This window comes from Streptomyces sp. NPDC059852, from assembly GCF_042731455.1.
Taxonomy (GTDB): domain Bacteria; phylum Actinomycetota; class Actinomycetes; order Streptomycetales; family Streptomycetaceae; genus Streptomyces.
The window spans coordinates 88597-110106 of sequence record NZ_JBHWJK010000019.1 but is presented as its reverse complement, the minus strand read 5'-3'; the positions used below and the strand labels follow the sequence as shown (position 1 = coordinate 110106).

Sequence of the window (21510 nt, the reverse complement as noted above, 5' to 3'; positions counted from 1 at the left end):
TCGTCGTATCAGAAAGGTGCGCTCCGATGACCGAGAATCATCATCATCTGCCGTCCGAACTCGAAGTACCGAGCGAGGCCCCCGACCGCAACCTGGCCCTGGAACTGGTCCGTGTGACCGAGGCGGCCGCGATGGCGGCGGGCCGCTGGGTCGGCCGCGGCGAGAAGAACGGCGCCGACGGCGCCGCGGTGCGCGCCATGCGGACCCTCGTCCACACCGTGTCGATGAACGGCGTCGTCGTCATCGGTGAGGGCGAGAAGGACGAGGCGCCCATGCTCTTCAACGGGGAGCGCGTCGGCGACGGGACCGGGCCGGAGTGCGACATCGCCGTCGACCCGATCGACGGAACCACGCTCACCGCCAAGGGCATGCCCAACGCCATCTCCGTGCTCGCCGCGGCCGACCGGGGCTCCATGTTCGACCCGTCGGCCGTCTTCTACATGGACAAGCTCGTCACCGGTCCCGAGGCCGCCGACTTCGTCGACATCGACGCGCCCGTCGGGGTCAACATCCGCCGGGTCGCCAAGGCCAAGCGGTCCACCCCGGAGGACGTCACCGTCGTCATCCTCGACCGGCCCCGCCACGAAGGGATCATCAAGGAGATCCGGGACGCCGGCGCGCGCATCAAGCTGATCTCCGACGGCGACGTCGCCGGCTCCATCTACGCGCTGCGCGAGGGCACCGGCGTCGACATGCTGCTCGGCATCGGCGGCACCCCCGAGGGCATCATCTCGGCCTGCGCCGTGAAGTGCCTCGGCGGCACCATCCAGGGCAAGCTGTGGCCGAAGGACGACGAGGAGCGGCAGCGCGCGATCGACGCCGGGCACGACCTGGACCGCGTCCTGATGACGGACGACCTGGTCGCCGGGGACAACGTCTTCTTCGTCGCGACCGGCATCACCGACGGCGAGCTGCTGCGCGGGGTGCGCTACCGGTCCGAGACCGCGACGACCGACTCGATCGTCATGCGGTCCAAGTCGGGCACGGTGCGCCGGATCGACTCCGAGCACCGGCTCAGCAAGCTGCGGGCCTACAGCGCCATCGACTTCGACAGGGCGAAGTGACGGCGCGGCGGTCCCGCTGAGCGGCAAGGGCGCCCCCGGTGCGGAGGGGGCGCCCTTTCGCGTCGTGTCTCAGCCGGCCTGGGCTATGCGGTTCACGGCGCCCACCGTCTTCTTCAACTCCATCTCGCGGCGGCGGCGCCGGGCGAGGACCACACGGCGCTCGGCCGCGGTCAGTCCGCCCCACACGCCGTACGGCTCGGGCTGGAGCAGCGCGTGTTCACGGCACTCGACCATGACCGGACAGCGGGCACAGACCCGCTTGGCCGCCTCCTCGCGGGACAGGCGGGCCGCGGTGGGCTCCTTGGACGGGGCGAAGAACAGCCCCGCCTCGTCGCGCCGGCACACCGCCTCGGTGTGCCAGGGGGCGTCCTGATCCCTGTCTCGCGCTGGCACCCGCTGGGCCGGAACGGCGGCTACCTGCAGGGACGAATGCGGCGGTTGCAGCACGGTCTACTCCTGACGACGGCTTCGCGAGCGAGAGACGATGCGACAAGGTCTACCCGCTGTGCGCGCGCCTATGCAGGGAGTTCCGAACCGCTGGTTCCCGGGCTGCCGCGCGCGCCCGGGCAGGGGCGCCGGCCGCAGGAACCAGCCCGTCCGGTTCACGGTCGTCCATGCTCAGGTCGTCAGTGCTCCAGGTGCCGGCGCAGGCTCCGGTCGACCTTGCGGTGCACGCGGTCCAGGATGTCCGCGACCAGCTTCCCGCGCCGCGGCCGGCCCTCGATGCTGCCCAGCACGGCCCAGCCGTCGACATGGACGACCGGCGCGTCCGGGTCCTCCGCGTCGAGATGGTCCACCTCGAAGGAGCCGAGGACGCCGCCGCCGGTGCCGCGCAGCGACACGTTCTCCGGGACGCGGACCTCGATGCTGCCGAAGACCGACCACGCCCGGATCACGATGTGCTGGTACTGGAAGAGGGCTTCGCTGAGGTCGATCTCCACACTGCCGAACACGGCGTACGCGTGGATACGGCGGCCCGCGCGCCAGCGCCCCTTGCGCACGGCGCTGCTGAACACGGCGACCACATGGTCGTCGGCGTCGGCCGGGACGGGGGCCGGGATCGGGCGCGCGGCGGCCGGGGCTGCGCGGCGCGGATGCCCGGCGGGCAGGTCCCGGACGAACACCTCCAGCTCGCCGACCGTCCTCGCGGCGAGGACGCCCTCGACCCGCTCGGCGTGCTCGTCGGCGGTCAGGCGCCCCTCGGCCAGGGCGTCGCGCAGGATGTCGGCGATGCGGTCACGGTCGGCGTCGGAGGCGCGGAGCTCGGCGGCGGGAGCGGGCGCGGTGCGCTTCTGAAGGTCCACGGCAGCAGCGTACCGAAACACGATAGATCGCGATACCCCTCGGGCGATTCGTCCGGCGGTCACCGGACTGAGCCTTACCTCACAGCTTCGCCGTCAGAGGCAGGTTCTAGGCTGGTGGGCGCTGCCAACGGAGGCCAGCCGCTGTCTGTCGAGTGAGGAATGGGCGAGATGCCTGAGTTCGCGTACACCGATCTGCTCCCCCAGGGAGAGGACACCACCCCCTACCGGCTGGTGACCTCCGAGGGCGTCTCCACGGTCGAGGGACCGGACGGGCGCACCTTCCTCCAGGTGGAGCCGGAGGCGCTGCGCAAGCTCGCCGAGGAGGCCATCCACGACATCCAGCACTACCTGCGCCCGGCCCACCTCGCGCAGCTCCGCCGGATCATCGACGACCCCGAGGCGTCCTCCAACGACAAGTTCGTCGCCCTGGACCTGCTGAAGAACGCGAACATCGCGGCCGCCGGCGTGCTCCCGATGTGCCAGGACACCGGCACCGCGATCGTCATGGGCAAGCGCGGCCAGAACGTGCTGACCCGGGGCGAGGACGAGAAGGCCCTCTCCAAGGGCATCTACGACGCATACAAGAACCTCAACCTGCGCTACTCACAGATGGCTCCCCTCACCATGTGGGAGGAGAAGAACACCGGCTCCAACCTCCCGGCGCAGATCGAGCTGTACGCGACCGACGGCGGCGCCTACAAGTTCCTCTTCATGGCCAAGGGCGGCGGCTCCGCCAACAAGTCGTTCCTCTACCAGGAGACCAAGGCCGTCCTCAACGAGGCCTCCATGATGAAGTTCCTGGAGGAGAAGATCCGTTCGCTGGGTACGGCCGCCTGCCCGCCGTACCACCTGGCGATCGTCGTCGGCGGCACCTCCGCCGAGTACGCGCTGAAGACCGCCAAGTACGCCTCCGCGCACTACCTGGACGAGATCCCCGCCGAGGGCTCCGAGCTGGGCCACGGCTTCCGGGACAAGGAGCTGGAGGAGAAGGTCTTCGAGCTGACGCAGAAGATCGGCATCGGCGCGCAGTTCGGCGGCAAGTACTTCTGCCACGACGTCCGCGTGGTGCGCCTCCCCCGCCACGGCGCCTCCTGCCCCGTCGCCATCGCCGTCTCCTGCTCCGCCGACCGCCAGGCCGTCGCAAAGATCACCGCCGAGGGCGTCTTCCTGGAACAGCTGGAGACCGACCCGGCGCGCTTCCTGCCGGACACCACCGACGAGCACCTGGACGAGTCCGGTGACGTCGTCGAGATCGACCTGAACCAGCCGATGGACACCATCCTGGCCGAGCTGACGAAGTACCCGGTCAAGACCCGCCTGTCCCTGACCGGCCCGCTGGTCGTGGCCCGCGACATCGCGCACGCCAAGATCAAGGAGCGGCTGGACGCGGGCGAGGAGATGCCGCAGTACCTCAAGGACCACCCGGTGTACTACGCCGGTCCCGCGAAGACCCCGGAGGGCTACGCGTCCGGCTCCTTCGGCCCGACGACGGCCGGCCGCATGGACTCCTACGTCGAGCAGTTCCAGGCCGCGGGCGGCTCCAAGGTGATGCTCGCCAAGGGCAACCGCAGCAAGCAGGTCACCGACGCGTGCGCCTCCCACGGCGGCTTCTACCTCGGCTCCATCGGCGGCCCCGCCGCCCGCCTCGCCCAGGACTGCATCAAGAAGGTCGAGGTCCTCGAGTACGAGGAGCTCGGCATGGAGGCGGTCTGGAAGATCGAGGTCGAGGACTTCCCGGCGTTCGTCGTCGTCGACGACAAGGGCAACGACTTCTTCAGTCCGGAGAGCCTCTCCCAGCCGACCTTCACCAGCATCCCGGTCCGTAAGGCCTGACCTCACGCCGACAAACGGTTCTCACGCCCCCGTCGGCCTGTCCGACGGGGGTGTCTCCGTACCGATATGGCGGTGCGCTCAACCACGGGCCCAGGCCGGGCCGTTTGAAGGGATGCATCGCCCCGGAAACGTCCAGATCCTCGGCGAAGGCGACTATGCGCCCGTCCACAGCCGGACCCGATGCCCAGTGTTCCACCGCCTGCCTCTGCCTCTCGGGGCTGGTGGTGTCGTCCCTGAGGACGGAAAGACGGACGGTTCCCAGAACCCTCGGGTTTTTGACCATGGTCTCGACGGTAGGAGCAGTCCCCGCGGGACGAACAAAAAGATCGAATTATTCGGGAAATGCCACTATCCGCCGACCTTCACGTCCATTCCGGTACGCGGCCCCGGACTCGCCTGAGCGGTCGGTGACGAATCGCCTCCACGGGGAACAGTGGTCGGGGTGCCGGCGCTGTGACACGTGGAGGTGATCGTCGATGACCGACGAGCAGGACAGGACCGAGTACCGCACCGAGCACGACTCGATGGGCGAGGTGCGGGTGCCCGCCCACGCCAAGTGGCGGGCCCAGACCCAGCGGGCCGTGGAGAACTTCCCCGTCTCCGGGCAACGCATCGAGCGCGCCCACATCGAGGCGCTCGCCCGCATCAAGGGCGCCGCCGCGAAGGTGAACGCGCGGCTCGGGGTGCTCGACAAGGACGTCGCCGAGGCGATCCAGGAGGCGGCCGCTGAGGTCGCCGAGGGGCGCTGGGACGAGCACTTCCCCGTCGACGTGTTCCAGACCGGGTCCGGCACCTCGTCCAACATGAACACCAACGAGGTCGTCGCGACCCTGGCGACCGAGCGGCTCGGCCGGGACGTGCACCCGAACGACCACGTCAACGCCTCCCAGTCGTCCAACGACGTCTTCCCCTCCTCCCTCCACATCGCGGCCACCGCCGCCGTCACCCGGGATCTGATCCCGGCGCTGGAACACCTCGCGGCGGCCCTGGAGCGCAAGGCCGGGGAGTTCGCCGACGTCGTGAAGTCGGGGCGGACGCACCTGATGGACGCCACGCCCGTGACGCTCGGTCAGGAGTTCGGCGGGTACGCGGCCCAGGTGCGGTACGGCGTCGAGCGGCTGCGGGCCTCGCTGCCCCGGCTCGCCGAGCTGCCGCTGGGCGGCACGGCCGTCGGCACCGGCATCAACACCCCGCCCGGGTTCTCCGCCGCCGTCATCGAGGAGGTGGCCCGGGCGACCTCCCTGCCGCTGACCGAGGCACGCGACCACTTCGAGGCGCAGGGCGCCCGGGACGGCGTCGTGGAGACCAGCGGGCAGCTGCGGACCATCGCGGTCGGGCTGACGAAGATCGCCAACGATCTGCGCTGGATGGCGTCGGGGCCGCGCACCGGGCTCGCCGAGATCTCCCTGCCCGATCTGCAGCCCGGGTCGTCGATCATGCCGGGCAAGGTGAACCCGGTGATCCCGGAGGCCGTGCTCATGGTCTGCGCCCAGGTGATCGGCAACGACGCCACCGTCGCCACCGCGGGCGCGGCCGGCAACTTCGAGCTGAACGTGATGCTGCCGGTCATCGCGAAGAACGTCCTGGAGTCGGTGCGGCTCCTCGCGAACGTCTCCCGGCTGCTGGCCGACCGCACGGTCGACGGGATCGTCGCGCACCGTGAACGGGCGCGGGAGTACGCGGAGTCGTCGCCGTCGGTCGTCACGCCGCTCAACAAGTACATCGGGTACGAGGAGGCCGCCAAGGTGGCCAAGAAGGCCCTCGCCGAGCGCCGGACGATCCGTGCGGTCGTCCTGGACGGCGGGTACGTGGAGCGCGGCGACCTGACCCTGGAGCAGCTGGACGAGGCCCTGGACGTGCTGCGGATGACACACCCGTGACGCCGGTCACGAAGGCGTGAACGGTGACCGGTCTCGCAGCGGCGTGTGCCTGGGGCACCTAATATCTCCGCATGGCAGACGGCGGGTCAGTGACGACGGAAGTGGAAGCGGGCGGGTCGACGGGCTTCTGGGCCCCCGGGTCGCACATCCTGTGGCGGTACCGGGAGAACGCGGGCCGGCGCTTCCACATCGCGCGTCCCGTCACCGTCGTACGCGACGACGAGCGGCTGCTGGCGGTGTGGCTCGCGCCGGGCACGGAGTGCGTCAAGCCGGTGCTGACCGACGGGACGTCCGTCCACCTGGAGCCGCTGCGGACCCGGTACACCAAGCCGCGCACCGTCCAGCGCGACCGCTGGTTCGGGACCGGGGTGCTGAAGCTGGCGCGGCCCGGTGAGCCGTGGTCGGTGTGGCTGTTCTGGGAGCCGGGCTGGCGGTTCAAGAACTGGTACGTGAACCTGGAGGAGCCGCTGGCCCGCTGGGCGGGCGGGGTGGACTCCGAGGACCATTTCCTGGACATCTCCGTGCACCCGGATCGCAGTTGGCACTGGCGTGACGAGGACGAGTTCGCGCAGGCCCGGCGGGACGGGCTGATGGACGAGGAGCTGGCCGCGCGGGTGCGCCGGGCCGGCGAGGCGGCGGTGGAGGTGATCCGCGCGTGGGGGCCGCCGTTCTGCGACGGCTGGCAGAACTGGCGCCCCGATCCGTCCTGGGCTGTACCTTCTTTGCCTGAGGACTGGGACCGTACGCCCGCGCGGCTGTCGTCGTGAGACCCTTGATGCGCCCCCCGGCAAGAAACGTAGGATCGTCCTCCGCACGGGCGCGCGGGGACAACTGACGGACGAAGCGCCGGGCTTGACCGATCGTCACCGAGGGGCGGCAGGACGTGAGCGAGGGTTACCAGGGCGACGCCGGCACGGACCGGCGCCGGCACCGCACCGGTGGCACAGGAACTGTCTCTGGTCACGCGGGATTTCCGTTCCTGGGGCATGTATTGCGGGTATCGGAGTCTCGGCGGGACGTACTGCACGCGTGGCGCGCAGCCCCGGACGGATGGATGCGAAAGGCGTGACGGAGCAGCCGACCTCCTTCGAGCGCCCCGAGGCGGGCGTCGACCCCGCGGAGCCCCGCGGGGCGCTCGCGCGTGTCTCGGCGCCCCGCGCCGCGTCCGCGCGCCCCTCCGGTGGCGGTGCCGCGTTACCCGCGCAGGCCCGCACCGGAGAGACCCCTTCCACGCCGGGCACCACCGCACCGTCCGGCCCGAGCAAGGAGCCCTCAGTCATCGTCGGCAACGGTCCCGAGCACGCGCAGCCCTCCGTCGCCGAGCCCGACGCGCACCGGCCACGGCCCGCGCCGGAGGCGATTCCTCCGCAGCCGGGCGCCGAGCAGCCGGCCACGTCCGCCGAGCGGCGCACGGGCCAGCCGCTGCAGCCGGGCCGTCCCACGCCGATGCGGCGGGACGGGGACCGGCTGCGGTTCGTGGGCGCCGCCACGCGGCGGATCGCCCGCGGTCTGGACCTGGACGAGATCGTGATGGGGCTGTGCCGGGCGACCGTGCCGACGTTCTCCGACGCGATCCTCGTGTACCTGCGGGACCCGCTGCCGGTCGGTGACGAGCGGCCGACGGGGCCGGTGGTGCTGCGGCTGCGCCGGACGGACCGCATCCCGGAGGAGCGGGACACCGAGGGCTTCCTGCCGCCGGCGCCGCCCGCGGAGCCGGCCGAGCTGGCGGGGCTGTCGTCGGTGACGGCCGAGCTGTGCGAGGTGCGTCCGGGCGGTGCGCTGGCCGAGGTGCTGCGCGGGGTGCGCCCGGTGTTCGCGGACGCGCCCGCCGCACGGGCCGCGCTGCCGGAACTCCTCGGCGAGGAGGGCGAGTCGATCATCCCCGACGGGCAGCGGGCGATCCTGGCCCCGCTGCGGGGGCGGCGCCGGGTGATCGGCGCGGCGGTGTTCCTGCGCCGGCCGGAGCGGCTCGCGTTCGAGCCGGACGATCTGCTGGTCGCGGCCCAGCTGGCCACGCACAGCGCGCTGGGCATCGACAAGGCGGTGCTGTACGGCCGTGAGGCGTACATCGCGGACGAGTTGCAGCGCACGATGCTGCCGGAGACGCTGCCACGGCCGACGGGTGTGCGGCTCGCCTCGCGCTATCTCCCGGCCGCGGAGACCGCGCGGGTCGGCGGTGACTGGTACGACGCCATCCCGCTGCCGGGCAGCCGGGTGGCGCTGGTGGTGGGTGACGTCATGGGGCACTCCATGACGTCGGCCGCGATCATGGGCCAGCTGCGGACGACGGCGCAGACCCTCGCGGGTCTCGATCTGCCGCCGCAGGAGGTGCTGCACCATCTGGACGAGCAGGCGCAGCGGCTGGGCACCGACCGGATGGCGACCTGCCTGTACGCGGTGTACGACCCGGTGTCGCACCGCATCACGATCGCCAACGCGGGGCATCCGCCGCCGGTGCTGCTGCATCTGGGCGGGCACGCGGAGGTGCTGCGGGTGCCGGCGGGCGCGCCGATCGGCGTCGGCGGTGTCGACTTCGAGGCGGTGGAGCTGGACGCGCCGGCCGGGGCGACGCTGCTGCTGTACACCGACGGTCTGGTGGAGTCGCGGCTGCGCGACGTGTGGACCGGGATAGAGCAGCTGCGGGAGAAGCTCGCGGCGACGGCCCAGCTGACCGGCGCGGACCACCCGCCGCCGCTGGAGGCGCTGTGCGACGACGTGCTGGACATGCTCGGTCCCGGTGACCGGGACGACGACATCGCGCTGCTCGCCGCCCGGTTCGACGGGATCGCGCCGAGCGACGTGGCGTACTGGCATCTGGACCCGGAGGACGCCGCGCCGGGGAGGGCCCGGCGGCTGGCGCGGGGCGCGTTGTCGGGCTGGGGGCTGGAGGAGCTCAGCGACTCCGTGGAGCTGCTGGTCAGCGAGATCGTGACGAACGCGGTCCGCTACGCCTCGCGTCCGGTGACGCTGCGGCTGCTGCGCACGGACGTGCTGCGCTGCGAGGTCGGCGACGACGTGCCGCAGCTGCCGCGGCTGCGGCAGGCGCGGGCCACGGACGAGGACGGGCGCGGGCTGTATCTGGTGAACCGGCTGGCGCGGCGCTGGGGTGCGACCCGGCTGAGCACCGGCAAGGTGGTCTGGTTCGAGCTGAACCGCGGCTGAGCGCCGCGTCCTTGGAAGGACGCGGCGCTCAGCCGTCTAGTTCTCGTCGTCGGGCTTGACCGGGTCCAGGGTGATGCCGCCCGTGGGCCGGCCCGTGGGGTCGGTCGTGGGCTTCTGGGTGGTCGGCTCGTCCGTCGGCTCCTGGGTGGTGGGCTCGTCGGTCGGCTCCTGGGTGGTGGGCTCGTCCGACGGTTCCTCGGTGGTGGGCTCGTCGGTCGGTTCCTCGGTGGTCGGGGTGTCCGACGGGGTCGGCGTCCAGGTCGGCCGGACGCCGGCGCCCTGGTCGGTGTCCAGGCTGAACCGTGCGTCGGGCCGGGTCACGCCGAACATGTACGAGGCCCAGATCTGGGCGGGGAAGCCGCCGCCGTTGACGCGCGGGAGGCCGCCGGCGCCGTACATCTTGGTCTGGCTGTGGGTCTTGGCGTCCTCGCCGAACAGGCCGACCGAGGTGACCAGGTCGGGTGTGTAGCCGGTGAACCAGGCGGACTTGTTGTCGTCGGACGTGCCGGTCTTGCCGGCGACCTTCTGCCCGCTGCGCTTGGGGTTGTTCGCGACGGCCTGCCGGGCCGTTCCGTCGTCGACCACGCCGGTCAGGACGGAGGTGACGGTGTCCGCGGCGCTGCGGGACAGGACGCGTTCGCCGATGGGGTCGGCGATCTCGACCTGGCGGGTGTTGTGCTCGGCCTTCTTGAGGATGCCGGGGGTGACCTTGATGCCGTGGTTGTCGAGGGTGGCGTACACACCGGCCATCTGGAGCGGGCTGGCGCCCATGGTGCCCAGGGTCTGGGCGGGGACGGCCTGGGCCTCGGCGGTGTCCATGCCGAGCGCGCCGGCGACGTCCATGACGTCCTTCATGCCGACGTCGACGCCCATCTGCGCGAAGACGGAGTTGACGGACTTGTTCATCGCCGTCTGGACGGTGATGTCGCCGTAGTCCTGGTCGTCCTCGTTCTCCGGGGCGAACCCGACCTTGGTCCCGTCGTCGACGACGGGGCGCTTGCTGGTGCCGTCGTAGACGGTGTCGGCGGTGATGGGGTCGCCGTCCTGGGTCTGGGCGGCCTTCTCCAGGGCGGCGGCCAGGATCACCGGCTTGAACGTGGAGGCGGGCTGGTAGTCGGCGCGGGTGGCGTTGCTCGTGTAGTGCTTGAAGTAGTCCACACCGCCGTAGAGGGCGACGATCTTGCCCGTCTTCGGGTCGACGGAGACGGCGCCGGCCTGGACGTTCGCGTCGACCTTGCGCTTCTTCGGGTCGAGCTTGCGGGTGAGTTCGGCCTTGACGGCCTTCTCCAGGGCGGCCTGCCGCTTCTTGTCGACGTTGAGGGTGATGGTCCAGCCCTGGTCGACGACGGCGGCCTCGGCCTGGGAGCGGGTGAGGTTCTGCTGCTCCATCAGCTGGTCCTCCAGCTGGCGGTTGGCGAGCTCGATCAGGTAGCCCTTCTGGCCCTCGCGGCCCGCGGCGGGCTTGGGCTCCCTGGGCACCGGCAGCTCGGTCATCTTCTGCCGGTCGGCGCGGTCGAGCCAGCCTTCCTCGACCATGTTGTCCAGGACGTAGTTCCAGCGGTTCGTGACGAGCCTCTTGCCGGTGTCGGACGCGCTCGACCAGTCGTACTGGCTCGGCGCCTGGAGGAGGGCGGCGAGGTAGGCGCCCTGCTCGACGGTCAGCTTGTCGGCGTCCACGCGGTAGTACGCCTGGGCGGCGGCCTGGATGCCGTAGGCGCCGCGACCGTAGTAGCTGGTGTTGATGTACCCGGCGAGGATGTCGTCCTTGGTCATCTGGCGGTCGACCTTCAGGGAGATGACCATCTCCCTGAGCTTGCGGCTGACCGTCTGCTCCTGGCTGAGGTAGTAGTTCTTGACGTACTGCTGGGTGATGGTCGAGCCGCCCTGCGCGCCCTTGCCCATCACGGTGTTGAGCAGACCGCGGGCGGTGCCCTTCAGGTCGATGCCGTGGTCGTTGTAGAAGCTCTTGTTCTCGGCGGCGACGAACGTGTACTGGACCTTCTTCGGGACCTTGGACAGGTCCACGATCTCGCGGTTCACGTCGCCGGCGCGGGCGAGGACGCTGCCGTCGCTGTACTTGTAGACGTTGCTCTGGCGCTGCGCGGCCTGGGCGGCGGCGTTGTCACCGGGGACGTCGACGTACAGGTAGAGCGCGAAGAAGGCGCCGATGACCAGCAGGCAGGTGCCCAGGAAGGTGCCGAGCATCTTCTTCCAGGTGAACAGCCGGCGTATCCGGCCCTTGCCGTTCGTGCCCTTGGCGCCCTTGCCGTTCGCGGCGCGGCGGGCGGCGGCGCGGCCCCCGCCGGCGTCCGGCGGAGCGCCGACGACGGTCACCGACGGGTCGTTCCCAGTGTGCGGGGGCACTCCGGGGGAGCGCCGGGGCGCCGCGCGGCGGCCGGCACGCTGCCGCGCTCGTCTCTCTTCCGCTCGTCCCATGGTTCCGTTCCGCTCCGCTTCGCTTGGGTGTGCGCTCCTGACACACGGGTTCGCCGCTTCCGGTCAGCTCCGAAAGCTAACACCGGAAGTTGTGACAAAGGGCGGCCGATCCGGGCTTTTACGGACGTGACAATCAGCACCCACCCCAACGGAACCGACGGCTCAGGGGGCTTCAGGGTTGCCCGGATGGGGTATTCTGATATCACTTAGCTAATCGCATGGAATCATGGAAGCATTCACAGGAACGGGGGCACCACCATGCCGAACGACGGGAACCTCACGCCGACGGCCGCCACGGCCGACGTGCCGGAGATGCCGGCGCCACGCGTGCGCGAGGTCGCCGCCCACAGCATCGGCGGCGGGCTCGCCCTGCTGCTGGGCCTGGTCGGGCTGCTGGTGGGCGCGGGGCTGATCGCCGGCGCCACGGCGGTCACGGGGAACAGCGGCAAGGCGGCCCTGATCGTCGCGGGCGTGCTGGTCGCGATCGCCGCACTGCTCGCGATGTCCGGGCTGAACATGGTCGCGCCGGGCGAGGCCCGGGTGGTGCAGCTCTTCGGGCGCTACCGGGGGACGATCCGGCAGGACGGGCTGCGCTGGGTGAACCCGTTCACCTCGCGCACGAAGATCTCGACGCGGGTGCGCAACCACGAGACGGCCGTCCTGAAGGTCAACGACGCCTACGGCAACCCGATCGAGCTGGCCGCGGTCGTGGTGTGGCGGGTCGAGGACACCGCGCAGGCCACGTTCGAGGTGGACGACTTCCTGGAGTTCGTCTCGACGCAGACCGAGGCGGCCGTGCGGCACATCGCCATCGAGTACCCGTACGACGCCCACGACGAGGCCGGCCTCTCGCTGCGCGGCAACGCCGAGGAGATCACCGAGAAGCTGGCCGCCGAGCTGCACGCGCGTGTGGAGGCCGCCGGTGTGCAGATCATCGAGTCGCGCTTCACGCATCTCGCGTACGCTCCCGAGATCGCCTCCGCGATGCTCCAGCGCCAGCAGGCCGGCGCGGTCGTCGCGGCCCGCCGGCAGATCGTCGACGGAGCGGTGGGCATGGTCGAGGCGGCACTCGCGCGGATCTCCGAGCGGGACATCGTGGAGCTGGACGAGGAGCGCAAGGCGGCGATGGTGTCGAACCTGATGGTGGTGCTGTGCGGCGACCGGGCTCCGCAGCCGGTCCTCAACACCGGGACGCTCTACCAGTGACGGATTCCGCCGGGGGTTCCGCCCCGCAGGGCCGGCCGCAGCGCAAGCAGGTGCTGCTGCGGCTGGACCCGGCCGTGTACGAGGCGCTCGCCCGCTGGGCGGGCGACGAACTGCGTTCCGCCAACGCGCAGATCGAGTTCCTGCTGCGGCGCGCGCTGGCCGAGGCGGGCCGGCTGCCAGGCGACACCCGGCCGATCCCGCGCCGGGGCCGGCCCCCCGCGCGGCCGCCCGAGGCGCCGTAGCGGAACCGTGACATTGGGCCCTCACCTGGGCCTTCACACCCCCTGCCGATCACTGCACACCGTGCGTATACACACCGGGTATACACCCCGTGTAGTGTCCTCGGCATGTCCATCGGTCACACCCTCCTAGGGCTCCTGGAGTCGGGCCCCCGTCACGGCTACGACCTGAAGCGGGCCTTCGACGAGAAGTTCGGTCACGACCGGCCGCTGCACTACGGCCAGGTCTATTCGACGATGTCCCGCCTGCTGAAGCACGGCCTCGTCGAGGTCGACGGCATCGAGCCCGGAGGCGGGCCCGAGCGCAAGCGGTACGCGATCACCGACGCCGGCGTCACCGACGTCCAGCGGTGGCTCGCGACCCCGGAGAAGCCGGAGCCGTACCTCCAGTCGACCCTCTACACCAAGGTCGTCCTCGCCCTGCTGACCCGGCGCGACGCCGCCGACATCCTCGACACCCAGCGTGCCGAGCACCTGCGCATGATGCGCATCCTCACCGACCGCAAGCGCAAGGGCGACCTGGCCGACCAGCTGATCTGCGACCACGCACTCTTCCACCTGGAGGCCGACCTGCGCTGGCTGGAGCTGACCGCCGCCCGTCTCGACAAGCTGGCGGAGGTGGTGGTCAAGTGACCGCGCCCCAGGGCTCCCTGCTGGCGGCCTCCGAGCTGCGCAAGGCCTACGGCCCGACCGTCGCGCTCGACGGCGCGGACTTCTCCATCCACCCCGGCGAGGTCGTCGCCGTCATGGGCCCCTCCGGCTCCGGCAAGTCCACGCTGCTGCACTGCCTCGCCGGCATCGTCCCGCCCGACTCGGGGTCCATCGTCTACAACGGGCGCGAGCTGGCCACCATGAACGACGCCCAGCGCAGTGCCCTGCGGCGCTCGGAGTTCGGGTTCGTCTTCCAGTTCGGCCAGCTCGTCCCCGAGCTGACCTGCGTCGAGAACGTCGCCCTGCCGCTGCGCCTCAACGGCACCCCCCGCAAGGAGGCCGAGCGGGCCGCGCTCACCTGGATGGAGCGCCTGGAGGTCGACGACCTGCGCAAGAAGCGGCCCGGCGAGGTCTCCGGCGGTCAGGGGCAGCGCGTCGCCGTCGCCCGCTCGCTGGTCACCGGCCCGCGGGTGCTCTTCGCCGACGAGCCGACCGGAGCGCTCGACTCCCTCAACGGCGAGCGCGTGATGGAACTGCTCACGGACGCCGCGCGATCCACCAACGCCGCCGTCGTGCTGGTCACGCACGAGGCGCGGGTCGCCGCCTACTCCGACCGCGAGATCGTCGTGCGCGACGGCAAGTCCCGGGACATGGAGCGCGTCGTATGAACGTGCGTCAGTGGGCCAGGGACCTCGGCATGGGGGTCCGGTTCGCCTTCGTCGGCGGCCGTGAGGGATGGGTCCGTGCCCTGCTGACGGCGGTCGGCGTCGGCCTCGGTGTGGCGCTTCTGCTGCTCACCACCGCGGTCCCCAGCATGCAGTCGGTCCGGCACGACCGGGAGAGCGCCCGCGCCGACGTCGACTACAGCCGGCTCGACAAGAAGGCGAACGACCACAGTCTGCTGATCGCGGACGTGGACACGGACTGGCGGGACAAGGACATCCGCGGCCGCGCCATCGAGCAGGAGGGCCCGAAGGCGCCGCTGCCACCGGGCGTCGACCGCTTCCCCGCGGTCGGCGAGATGGTGGTCTCCCCCGCCCTCGAACGGCTGCTGACGTCGGACGACGCCGCGCTGCTGCGCGAGCGGCTGCCCGACAGAATCGTCGGCACCATCGGGGAGAGCGGGCTGATCGGCTCGCACGAACTCGCTTTCGTGCGGGGCGCCGACGGCCTCGCGAAGGCGATCGACGGCGCCCGGGTCGCCCGGATCGACCGGTTCGGGGACACGAGTCCCACCGACCCGGAGACCGACCCCGTCCTGCTGCTGCTGGTCATCGTCGTCTTCGTGGTGCTGCTGCTGCCGGTCGGCGTGTTCATCGCCGCGGCCGTCCGCTTCGGCGGCGAGCGACGCGACCGGCGGCTCGCCGCGCTGCGGCTGGTCGGCTCCGACGGGCGCATGGTCCGCCGGGTCGCGGCCGGCGAGGCGCTCGCGGGTGCCGTGCTGGGCCTGGTCTTCGGCACCGTGTTCTTCCTCATCGGGCGCCAGATCGCGGGCTCCGTCGAGGTGTTCGGCATCAGCGTCTTCCCGAGCTATCTGGACCCCTCCCCCGCGCTCGCCCTGCTCGTCGGCGTCGCGGTGCCCGCGGCGGCCGTGGTGGTCACCCTGTTCGCGATGCGCGGCGTGGTGATCGAGCCGCTCGGAGTGGTGCGCACGGCGAAGCCCGCGCGGCGCCGGCTGTGGTGGCGGCTGCTGATGCCGCTCGGCGGTCTGGCGATGCTGTGGCCGATGATCGGCCAGGGCCGCGAGAACGGCACCTTCAACGCCTACCTGGTGATCGGCGGTGTGCTGCTGCTGCTCATCGGCGTCACCACGCTGCTGCCCTGGGTCGTCGAGGCGGTCGTCTCCCGCCTCGGCTCGGGCGGCGTGGCCTGGCAGCTTGCCGTCCGCAGGCTCCAGCTGAGCAGCGGCACGGCGGCCCGCATGGTCAACGGCGTCGCGGTCGCGGTGGCCGGTGCCATCGCCCTGCAGATGCTGTTCGCCGGGGTCGAGAGCGACTACACCAAGGACAGCGGCAAGGACGTCGCGCGGGCGCAGATGGAGGTGTCGCTGTCCCCCCACTCCGAGCTCGGCCCGGCGGTGGAGCGGTTCCGCGCCACCAAGGGTGTCAAGGACGTCTTCGCCTACGACCGGGGCTACGCGGGCGACCGGCGCAAGGAACCGGAGAAGGGCCTCGAGATCAGCGTCGGCGCGTGCGCGTCGCTGCGCGAGGTGGCCGTCCTGCCCTCCTGCAAGGACGGGGACGCGTTCTACGTGTCCGACTCCGAGTGGGACGCGGACACCCCGAAGCTGGCCGGACAGGCCGGACGGACGATGTACCTCGACCCGTCGTACGAGGGGGGTGCGCGCGGGCAGGAGGTCGCCTTCACGATCCCGAAGGGGCTGCGGCCGGCCCACGCCCGTGAGGACCTGACGGGCGGTGAGCGCGGTGGCCTCCTCCTCACGCCCAAGGCGCTGGACCCGTCTGCCGCGCCCGCGCTGCGGGGCCAGGTGTACCTCCAGCTGGACGAGTCCGTGCCGAACGTGCAGGACCTCGTGCGGAACGCGGCGGCCGCGGCCGACCCGCTGTCGTACCCGATGAACTGGTACGCCACGGAGACGGCCACGCGCTACGCCACCATCCGCACCGGTCTGTTCGTCGGCGCCGTCTGTGTCCTGACGCTGATCGGGGCGAGCCTGCTGGTCTCCCAGCTGGAGCAGCTGCGGGACCGCAAGAAGCTGCTGTCGTCGCTGGTCGCCTTCGGCACCCGGCGGCGGACGCTCAGCCTATCGGTGCTGTGGCAGACGGCCATCCCGATCGCCCTCGGGCTGCTGCTGTCGGCGGTGGTGGGCCTGACGCTGGGCGCGATCCTGCTGAAGATGACGGACACACCGGTCGCCGTGGACTGGGCGAGCATGCTGTCGATGACGGGCGCCGGCGCGGCCGTGATCATCGTGGTGACCCTGCTCAGCCTGCCGCCGCTGATGCGGCTGATGCGCCCGGACGGTCTGCGCACGGAGTGACCCCCACCCGTCGCGGCCCGCGGCCGCACCGCCTCGCGCGGTGCGGCCGCGCCCGCGTGGCGGCCCGAACGGTCGCCGCCCGTGCCAGGATCGGTGGGGTACGCCGTCCCCCTCAGGAGTGAGAGCCATGTCCCTGGACTCCCTGAAGTCCCGTCTGCCGGGCTACGCCCACGACCTGAGGCGCAACCTCGACGCCGTCCTGGGCCGCTCACGCCTCACGGAGCAGCAGCTGTGGGGCACGGTGCTCGCCACCGCGATCGCCTCCCGCTCCCCCGTCGTGCTGCGCGAGCTGGCGCCGGAGGCGAAGGCGAACCTGTCGCCGCAGGCGTACACGGCGGCGCAGTCCGCGGCGGCCGTGATGGCGGTGAACAACGTCTTCCACCGCACCCGGCACCTGCTGTCCGACCCCGCCTACGGCAGCCTGCGCACGGGCCTGCGGATGAACGTCCTCGGCGACCCGGGGGTGGCCAAGGTCGACTTCGAGCTGTGGTCGCTCGCCGTGTCCGCGATCAACGCCTGCGGTCTGTGCCTCGACGCGCACGAGCGGGTGCTGCGCACGGCGGGCGTGGACCGGGAGACGGTCCAGGAGGCCTTCCGGATCGCTTCGGTGGTCCAGGCCGTCGGCGTCACCCTGGACGCCGAGGCCGTGCTGGCCGGCATCGAGTAGCCGCCGGCCCTCCGCTCACTTCTGGGGCGCCGGGGCCCCGTCACCCGCCGGGCCCTCGGCGGGATCGTCCGTGTGCTCGACGGCGACGGGCCCGCCCGCCGGCGCGGGCACGGCCGCCGCCGGCGGGGTCTGGACGGCCGCCAGGTCCATCTCCTGCGAGTACCGCCGCAGATAGCCCACGATCGTGTTCGTCACCGCCACCAGCGGTACGGCCACCACGGCGCCGCCGATCCCGGCCACCATGCCGCCGGCCGCCACCGCCAGCACGACGGCCAGGGGATGCACGCGGACCGCGCGGCCGAGGATGAACGGCTGCAGGATGTGCCCCTCGATCTGCTGGACCGCGAGCACCACGACGAGAGTCATGACGGCGGTGAAGACGCCCTGGGTGACCAGGGCGACGACCACCGCGAGGGCGCCCGACGCCACCGCGCCGACCAGCGGGATGAAGGAGAACAGGAAGATGAACACGGCCAGCGGGACGGCCATCGGGACATCGAGGAAGTAGATGCCGATGCCGATGAAGACGGCGTCGATGAGGGCGACCACGACCGTGCCGCGCACATAGGCCGTGAGGGTCGCCCAGGCCCGCGGTCCGGCGCCCGCGACACCGGGCCGGGCGGCGGCCGGGACCAGCTTGAGGGTCCACTGCCAGATCCGCTTGCCGTCGTAGAGCAGGAACAGCGTCGAGAAGACCGACAGCAGGATGCCGGTGAGGGCCTCGACGATGACCGTCACGCCCTCGAGGCCGGCGGAGGTGATCTCGTCGGTGTTGGCGCCGACGGCGTTGCGCAGGTTCTCCGCTATCTCGTTGATCTGCTTGTCGGTGACGTGGAACGGGCTGTTGAGCAGCCAGTTGCGCAGTTCGTCGATGCCGTCCTGGATCTGGTCGGACAGGTCGTCGATGTTCTCCATGACCTGCCAGGTGACGAACCAGCCCATCAGCCCGATGACGACGAACCCGAGGATCGCGGTGAGGGCGGTGGCCAGTCCGCGCGGGACCCCGCGCCGGGTCAGCCAGGCCACCGAGGGCTGCATCAGGGCCGTCAGGAGCAGGGCGATGACGAAGGCCAGGACGACGAGCTGGACGGCGCTGATGATCCGCATCAGCACCCAGACGGTCCCGGCGAGGACGAGCAGCCGCCAGCCCGCCTCCGCGGCGACCCGCATGCCCCACGGCACGGCCTGGGCGGGATCGGGCCGCGGGGGGCCGGCCACGGGCGGCTGCTCGAAGCGGCGCGGTGCCGTGCCCGGGGACGCCGGGGCGTCGCCGGTCGCGGGTCCGGCGGACGTCCCTCCGGAGGGGAGGTCGTCGCTCTCCCGCTCGGCCGCGGCACGGCGTTCGTTCAACCGTTCGCTCATTTCGGTCAGTCCGGCACCGAGCCGGCCGAGCCACCCTGGCACTCGTGACATGATCCGTCCTCTTCCCCCGTCCGTGCCCACCACTCCTCCCTGGAGCCGGTTCGACGCTACAGGGGCGGCACGCGGCAAAGCGAAAGCCCCTCACCTGAAGACGGTGAGGGGCGTCGCGGGGTTGAGCGCGGCGGGGCCTAGTACCAGTGGTTGGCCTGCCAGAAGCTCCATGCGCCGCACGGGCTGTCGTAGCGCGAGTTCATGTAGTTCAGGCCCCAGGTGATCTGGGTGGCCGGGTTCGTCTGCCAGTCCGCGCCGACGGACGACATCTTGGAACCGGGCAGGGCCTGGAAGAGACCGTAGGCGCCCGAGGACGGGTTCACGGCCTGGTAGTTCCAGCTGGACTCGTGGTCCACGATGTTGCTGAAGCACTGGAACTGGTCGGCCGGCACCATCTGGCGGGCCATCGCCTGGATCTGCGCGACGGTGTAGGAGCTCTGGACGGGGAAGTCGGCGGAGGACCGGGACGCCTTGGTCTCGGCTTCCTCGCGCTCCTTGGCTTCCTTCGCCGCCTTCTCCGCCTTCTCGGCGGCTTCCTTCTTCTCGATCGCGCTCTGGGCGGCAGCCTTCCGGGCCGCCTCCTCGGCGTCCTTCTTGGCGCTCGCGTCCGCGGCGATGGCCTGGACGTCCGCCTGCGCCGACAGGGACTCGGTCTGCACCTGGGCCTGCTGGCCCGCGGGTATGTCCGCGAGGAGCGTCGTCTCGGCTGCCGTCGCCTCGGCGTCGTTGGTCTGCGCGGTGCTGCCCGAGGCAACGCCGACGACGCTTCCGACAGCGGTGACCGCGGTGGCCGAGGCCACTGCGAATCCCCTGACCGAAATCGGACTCACACGGTTTCCTTCCAGCATCGCCCGCTTCGGTGACCCTGGCGGACGCAATCGTGCCCCTGGCGCTGGCCTCCCAACTGCGGGGTCACGGGAGGCACGGACCCGCTGGGCAACTCCCCTGCGGGGAGCGCCGCGTGTTGACTCGGGCGGCATACGACGTCGCTATGCAGTTGATGTGGTGCTGCTGTGGCGCCGTACCGCTGGGGGCACGACTGTGTCGTATGCGGGGCCTGACAGGAGTGAGACTCTGCCGCACCCGGACGGCGCAAGGCAATTCTGTGTTGCGTGTGAAAGCTCACACCCAGTTTGCCCCTGGGCTTTTCCGGAAAGCGGCACACGCCGAGGCGCCGCCCGGCTAGGCTCTTCGCCTTTCCGGACGGCGCCAACTGACGCGTAACCGCTATGAAGTTGGGCAGCCCTCCACAGGACCGCGCAGAGCCGTCAGATCTGACCGTCCTCGAGCATTTCGGTCACAAGGGCGGCGATCTGGGACCTCTCGGACCGGTTCAGCGTGACGTGGGCGAACAGCGGGTGTCCCTTCAGCTTCTCCACGACGGCGACCACTCCGTCGTACCGGCCCACGCGCAGGTTGTCCCGCTGTGCCACGTCATGGGTGAGAACGACCCGTGAGTCGGCCCCGATCCGGGACAGGACGGTCAGCAGAACGTTTCGCTCCAGCGACTGCGCCTCGTCCACGATGACGAACGCGTCGTGCAGCGAGCGCCCCCGGATGTGGGTGAGGGGAAGCACCTCCAGCATCCCCCGCGCGGTGACCTCCTCGATGACCTCGCGGCTGGTGACCGCGGACAGCGTGTCGAAGACCGCCTGCGCCCAGGGGCTCATCTTCTCGGCCTCGGTGCCGGGCAGATAGCCGAGCTCCTGCCCGCCCACCGCGTACAGCGGCCGGAAGACCATCACCTTCTGGTGCTGCCGCCGCTCCAGCACGGCCTCCAGACCCGCGCACAGCGCCAGCGCCGACTTTCCGGTGCCGGCCCGGCCGCCCATGGAGACGATGCCGACGTCCGGGTCGAGGAGCAGGTCGAGCGCGATCCGCTGCTCGGCGCTGCGCCCCTTGATGCCGAACGCCTCCCGATCGCCGCGCACCAGACGGACGTTGCCGTCGGGGGTGACCCTGCCGAGCGCCTTGCCGCGCTCGGAGTGGATGGTCAGGCCCGTGTGCACGGGGAGGGCGGCGGCTTCGGGCACATGGACGCGCCCTTCCTCGAAGAGGATGTCCACCTGTTCGCCCGGGAGGGTCAGTTCGGACATACCGGTCCAGCCGGAGGAGTCCGTGATGGCCAGTTCGGCGCGGTACTCCTCGGCGAGGAGCCCGACGGACGAGGCCTTGATCCTCAGCGGCAGGTCCTTGGACACGACGGTGACGTCGAACCCCTCGGCCTGCAGATTGCGGGCGACCGCGAGGATGCGGGAGTCGTTGTCCCCCAGGCGGTAGCCGCTGGGCAGCACGCTGGGGTCCGAGTGGTTGAGCTCGACACGGACGGTCCCGCCGAGGTCCCCCGTGGGGATGGGGGAGTCGAGACGGCCGTACCGGACCCGGAGGTCGTCGAGCAGGCGCAGGGCCTGCCGGGCGAAGTAGCCGAGTTCGGGATGGTGCCGCTTGGCCTCCAGTTCCGTCACCACGACGATGGGAAGCACGACCTCGTGCTCGTCGAAGCGGCTCAGGGCGTTCGGGTCGGCCAGCAGGACGCTGGTGTCGAGAACATAGGTGCGCCGGTCGGGCTTGTGGCGCTTTGTGCTGGTCACCACGGAAGGACGTACCCCCTCGGATGAGGTCGGGGAGCGACGGAGTGGAGCTGGACCGGTCGT

Annotated in this window: 17 protein-coding genes; 11 read left to right on the top strand and 6 right to left on the bottom strand. The window is 71.2% G+C overall.

The genetic code is table 11. From position 1 onward, the window contains the following. Positions 1–26: 26 nt before the first annotated feature. Entirely contained in the window at positions 27–1064 is a 1038-nt protein-coding gene (gene glpX, locus ACFV46_RS23685; RefSeq protein ID WP_283286504.1) for a class II fructose-bisphosphatase, read from the top strand. Between the two features lie 69 nt (positions 1065–1133). Here the strand turns inward: glpX and ACFV46_RS23680 are convergent, their stop codons facing one another. Together ACFV46_RS23680 and ACFV46_RS23675 are read right to left on the bottom strand one after the other, a co-directional pair. Then, positions 1134–1511, bottom strand: a complete 378-nt coding sequence (locus ACFV46_RS23680) for a WhiB family transcriptional regulator (RefSeq protein WP_385499557.1) — start codon at positions 1509–1511, stop codon at positions 1134–1136. Between the two features lie 179 nt (positions 1512–1690). Then, positions 1691–2368, bottom strand: coding sequence for a DUF1707 domain-containing protein (locus ACFV46_RS23675; protein ID WP_385499556.1), 678 nt, complete (start codon positions 2366–2368; stop codon positions 1691–1693). Positions 2369–2527: 159 nt separating this feature from the next. Between ACFV46_RS23675 and ACFV46_RS23670 the strand changes: the two genes are divergently transcribed. From ACFV46_RS23670 to ACFV46_RS23655, 4 genes are all read left to right on the top strand, one after another. Beyond that, positions 2528–4201, top strand: a complete 1674-nt coding sequence (locus tag ACFV46_RS23670) for a fumarate hydratase (RefSeq protein WP_376729619.1) — start codon at positions 2528–2530, stop codon at positions 4199–4201. A 476-nt stretch (positions 4202–4677) separates the two neighbouring features. Then, on the top strand, positions 4678–6081 hold the full coding sequence (locus ACFV46_RS23665; RefSeq protein ID WP_361926353.1) for a class II fumarate hydratase: 1404 nt from the start codon (positions 4678–4680) through the stop codon (positions 6079–6081). Positions 6082–6152: 71 nt separating this feature from the next. Continuing rightward, positions 6153–6848 carry a DUF402 domain-containing protein gene (locus ACFV46_RS23660; RefSeq protein ID WP_385499555.1) on the top strand — a complete coding sequence of 232 codons (696 nt, stop codon included), beginning with the start codon at positions 6153–6155 and terminating at the stop codon, positions 6846–6848. Between the two features lie 283 nt (positions 6849–7131). Then, positions 7132–9243, top strand: coding sequence for a SpoIIE family protein phosphatase (locus ACFV46_RS23655; RefSeq protein WP_385499554.1), 2112 nt, complete (start codon positions 7132–7134; stop codon positions 9241–9243). A 36-nt stretch (positions 9244–9279) separates the two neighbouring features. On the opposite strand, the gene ACFV46_RS23650 is transcribed toward ACFV46_RS23655, so the two are convergent. Continuing rightward, complete coding sequence (locus ACFV46_RS23650; RefSeq protein WP_385499553.1) at positions 9280–11679, bottom strand: transglycosylase domain-containing protein; 2400 nt, start codon at positions 11677–11679, stop codon at positions 9280–9282. Between the two features lie 258 nt (positions 11680–11937). Here ACFV46_RS23650 and ACFV46_RS23645 point away from each other — a divergent pair, with 258 nt between their 5' ends. The 6 genes from ACFV46_RS23645 (at position 11938) to ACFV46_RS23620 (ending at position 17443) form a co-directional block, all read left to right on the top strand. Then, positions 11938–12885: an SPFH domain-containing protein gene (locus ACFV46_RS23645; protein WP_385499552.1), complete on the top strand. Its 948-nt coding sequence runs from the start codon at positions 11938–11940 to the stop codon at positions 12883–12885. Next, positions 12882–13127 carry a hypothetical protein gene (locus ACFV46_RS23640; protein ID WP_062673243.1) on the top strand — a complete coding sequence of 82 codons (246 nt, stop codon included), beginning with the start codon at positions 12882–12884 and terminating at the stop codon, positions 13125–13127. The genes ACFV46_RS23645 and ACFV46_RS23640 overlap by 4 nt, the downstream gene beginning before the upstream one ends. Positions 13128–13232: 105 nt before the next feature. Continuing rightward, on the top strand, positions 13233–13757 hold the full coding sequence (locus ACFV46_RS23635) for a PadR family transcriptional regulator (RefSeq protein ID WP_250077429.1): 525 nt from the start codon (positions 13233–13235) through the stop codon (positions 13755–13757). After that, positions 13754–14443 carry an ABC transporter ATP-binding protein gene (locus tag ACFV46_RS23630; protein ID WP_361926368.1) on the top strand — a complete coding sequence of 230 codons (690 nt, stop codon included), beginning with the start codon at positions 13754–13756 and terminating at the stop codon, positions 14441–14443. The genes ACFV46_RS23635 and ACFV46_RS23630 overlap by 4 nt, the downstream gene beginning before the upstream one ends. After that, complete coding sequence (locus tag ACFV46_RS23625; protein ID WP_361926371.1) at positions 14440–16776, top strand: FtsX-like permease family protein; 2337 nt, start codon at positions 14440–14442, stop codon at positions 16774–16776. The genes ACFV46_RS23630 and ACFV46_RS23625 overlap by 4 nt, the downstream gene beginning before the upstream one ends. A 127-nt stretch (positions 16777–16903) precedes the next feature. Beyond that, complete coding sequence (locus ACFV46_RS23620; protein WP_361926374.1) at positions 16904–17443, top strand: carboxymuconolactone decarboxylase family protein; 540 nt, start codon at positions 16904–16906, stop codon at positions 17441–17443. Between the two features lie 15 nt (positions 17444–17458). Here ACFV46_RS23620 and ACFV46_RS23615 read toward each other — a convergent pair whose 3' ends face one another. From ACFV46_RS23615 to ACFV46_RS23605, 3 genes are all read right to left on the bottom strand, one after another. Then, entirely contained in the window at positions 17459–18856 is a 1398-nt protein-coding gene (locus ACFV46_RS23615) for an AI-2E family transporter (RefSeq protein ID WP_361926376.1), read from the bottom strand. 137 nt (positions 18857–18993) lie between these two features. Continuing rightward, positions 18994–19704, bottom strand: a complete 711-nt coding sequence (locus ACFV46_RS23610) for a transglycosylase SLT domain-containing protein (protein WP_079034425.1) — start codon at positions 19702–19704, stop codon at positions 18994–18996. Between the two features lie 420 nt (positions 19705–20124). Continuing rightward, a complete protein-coding gene (locus ACFV46_RS23605) occupies positions 20125–21450 on the bottom strand; it encodes a PhoH family protein (protein ID WP_055621787.1) in 1326 nt (441 codons plus the stop codon). Between the last annotated feature and the right edge of the window lie 60 nt (positions 21451–21510).

What these genes read in the sequence shown, in the direction of transcription:
- glpX (WP_283286504.1), top strand. Translation starts at nt 27, where the DNA reads ATGACCGAGAATCATCATCATCTGCCGTCCGAACTCGAAGTACCGAGC.
- ACFV46_RS23670 (WP_376729619.1), top strand. Translation starts at nt 2,528, where the DNA reads ATGGGCGAGATGCCTGAGTTCGCGTACACCGATCTGCTCCCCCAGGGA.
- ACFV46_RS23665 (WP_361926353.1), top strand. Translation starts at nt 4,678, where the DNA reads ATGACCGACGAGCAGGACAGGACCGAGTACCGCACCGAGCACGACTCG.
- ACFV46_RS23660 (WP_385499555.1), top strand. Translation starts at nt 6,153, where the DNA reads ATGGCAGACGGCGGGTCAGTGACGACGGAAGTGGAAGCGGGCGGGTCG.
- ACFV46_RS23655 (WP_385499554.1), top strand. Translation starts at nt 7,132, where the DNA reads ATGGATGCGAAAGGCGTGACGGAGCAGCCGACCTCCTTCGAGCGCCCC.
- ACFV46_RS23650 (WP_385499553.1), bottom strand. Translation starts at nt 11,679, where the DNA reads ATGGGACGAGCGGAAGAGAGACGAGCGCGGCAGCGTGCCGGCCGCCGC.
- ACFV46_RS23645 (WP_385499552.1), top strand. Translation starts at nt 11,938, where the DNA reads ATGCCGAACGACGGGAACCTCACGCCGACGGCCGCCACGGCCGACGTG.
- ACFV46_RS23635 (WP_250077429.1), top strand. Translation starts at nt 13,233, where the DNA reads ATGTCCATCGGTCACACCCTCCTAGGGCTCCTGGAGTCGGGCCCCCGT.
- ACFV46_RS23625 (WP_361926371.1), top strand. Translation starts at nt 14,440, where the DNA reads ATGAACGTGCGTCAGTGGGCCAGGGACCTCGGCATGGGGGTCCGGTTC.
- ACFV46_RS23620 (WP_361926374.1), top strand. Translation starts at nt 16,904, where the DNA reads ATGTCCCTGGACTCCCTGAAGTCCCGTCTGCCGGGCTACGCCCACGAC.
- ACFV46_RS23615 (WP_361926376.1), bottom strand. Translation starts at nt 18,856, where the DNA reads ATGTCACGAGTGCCAGGGTGGCTCGGCCGGCTCGGTGCCGGACTGACC.
- ACFV46_RS23610 (WP_079034425.1), bottom strand. Translation starts at nt 19,704, where the DNA reads ATGCTGGAAGGAAACCGTGTGAGTCCGATTTCGGTCAGGGGATTCGCA.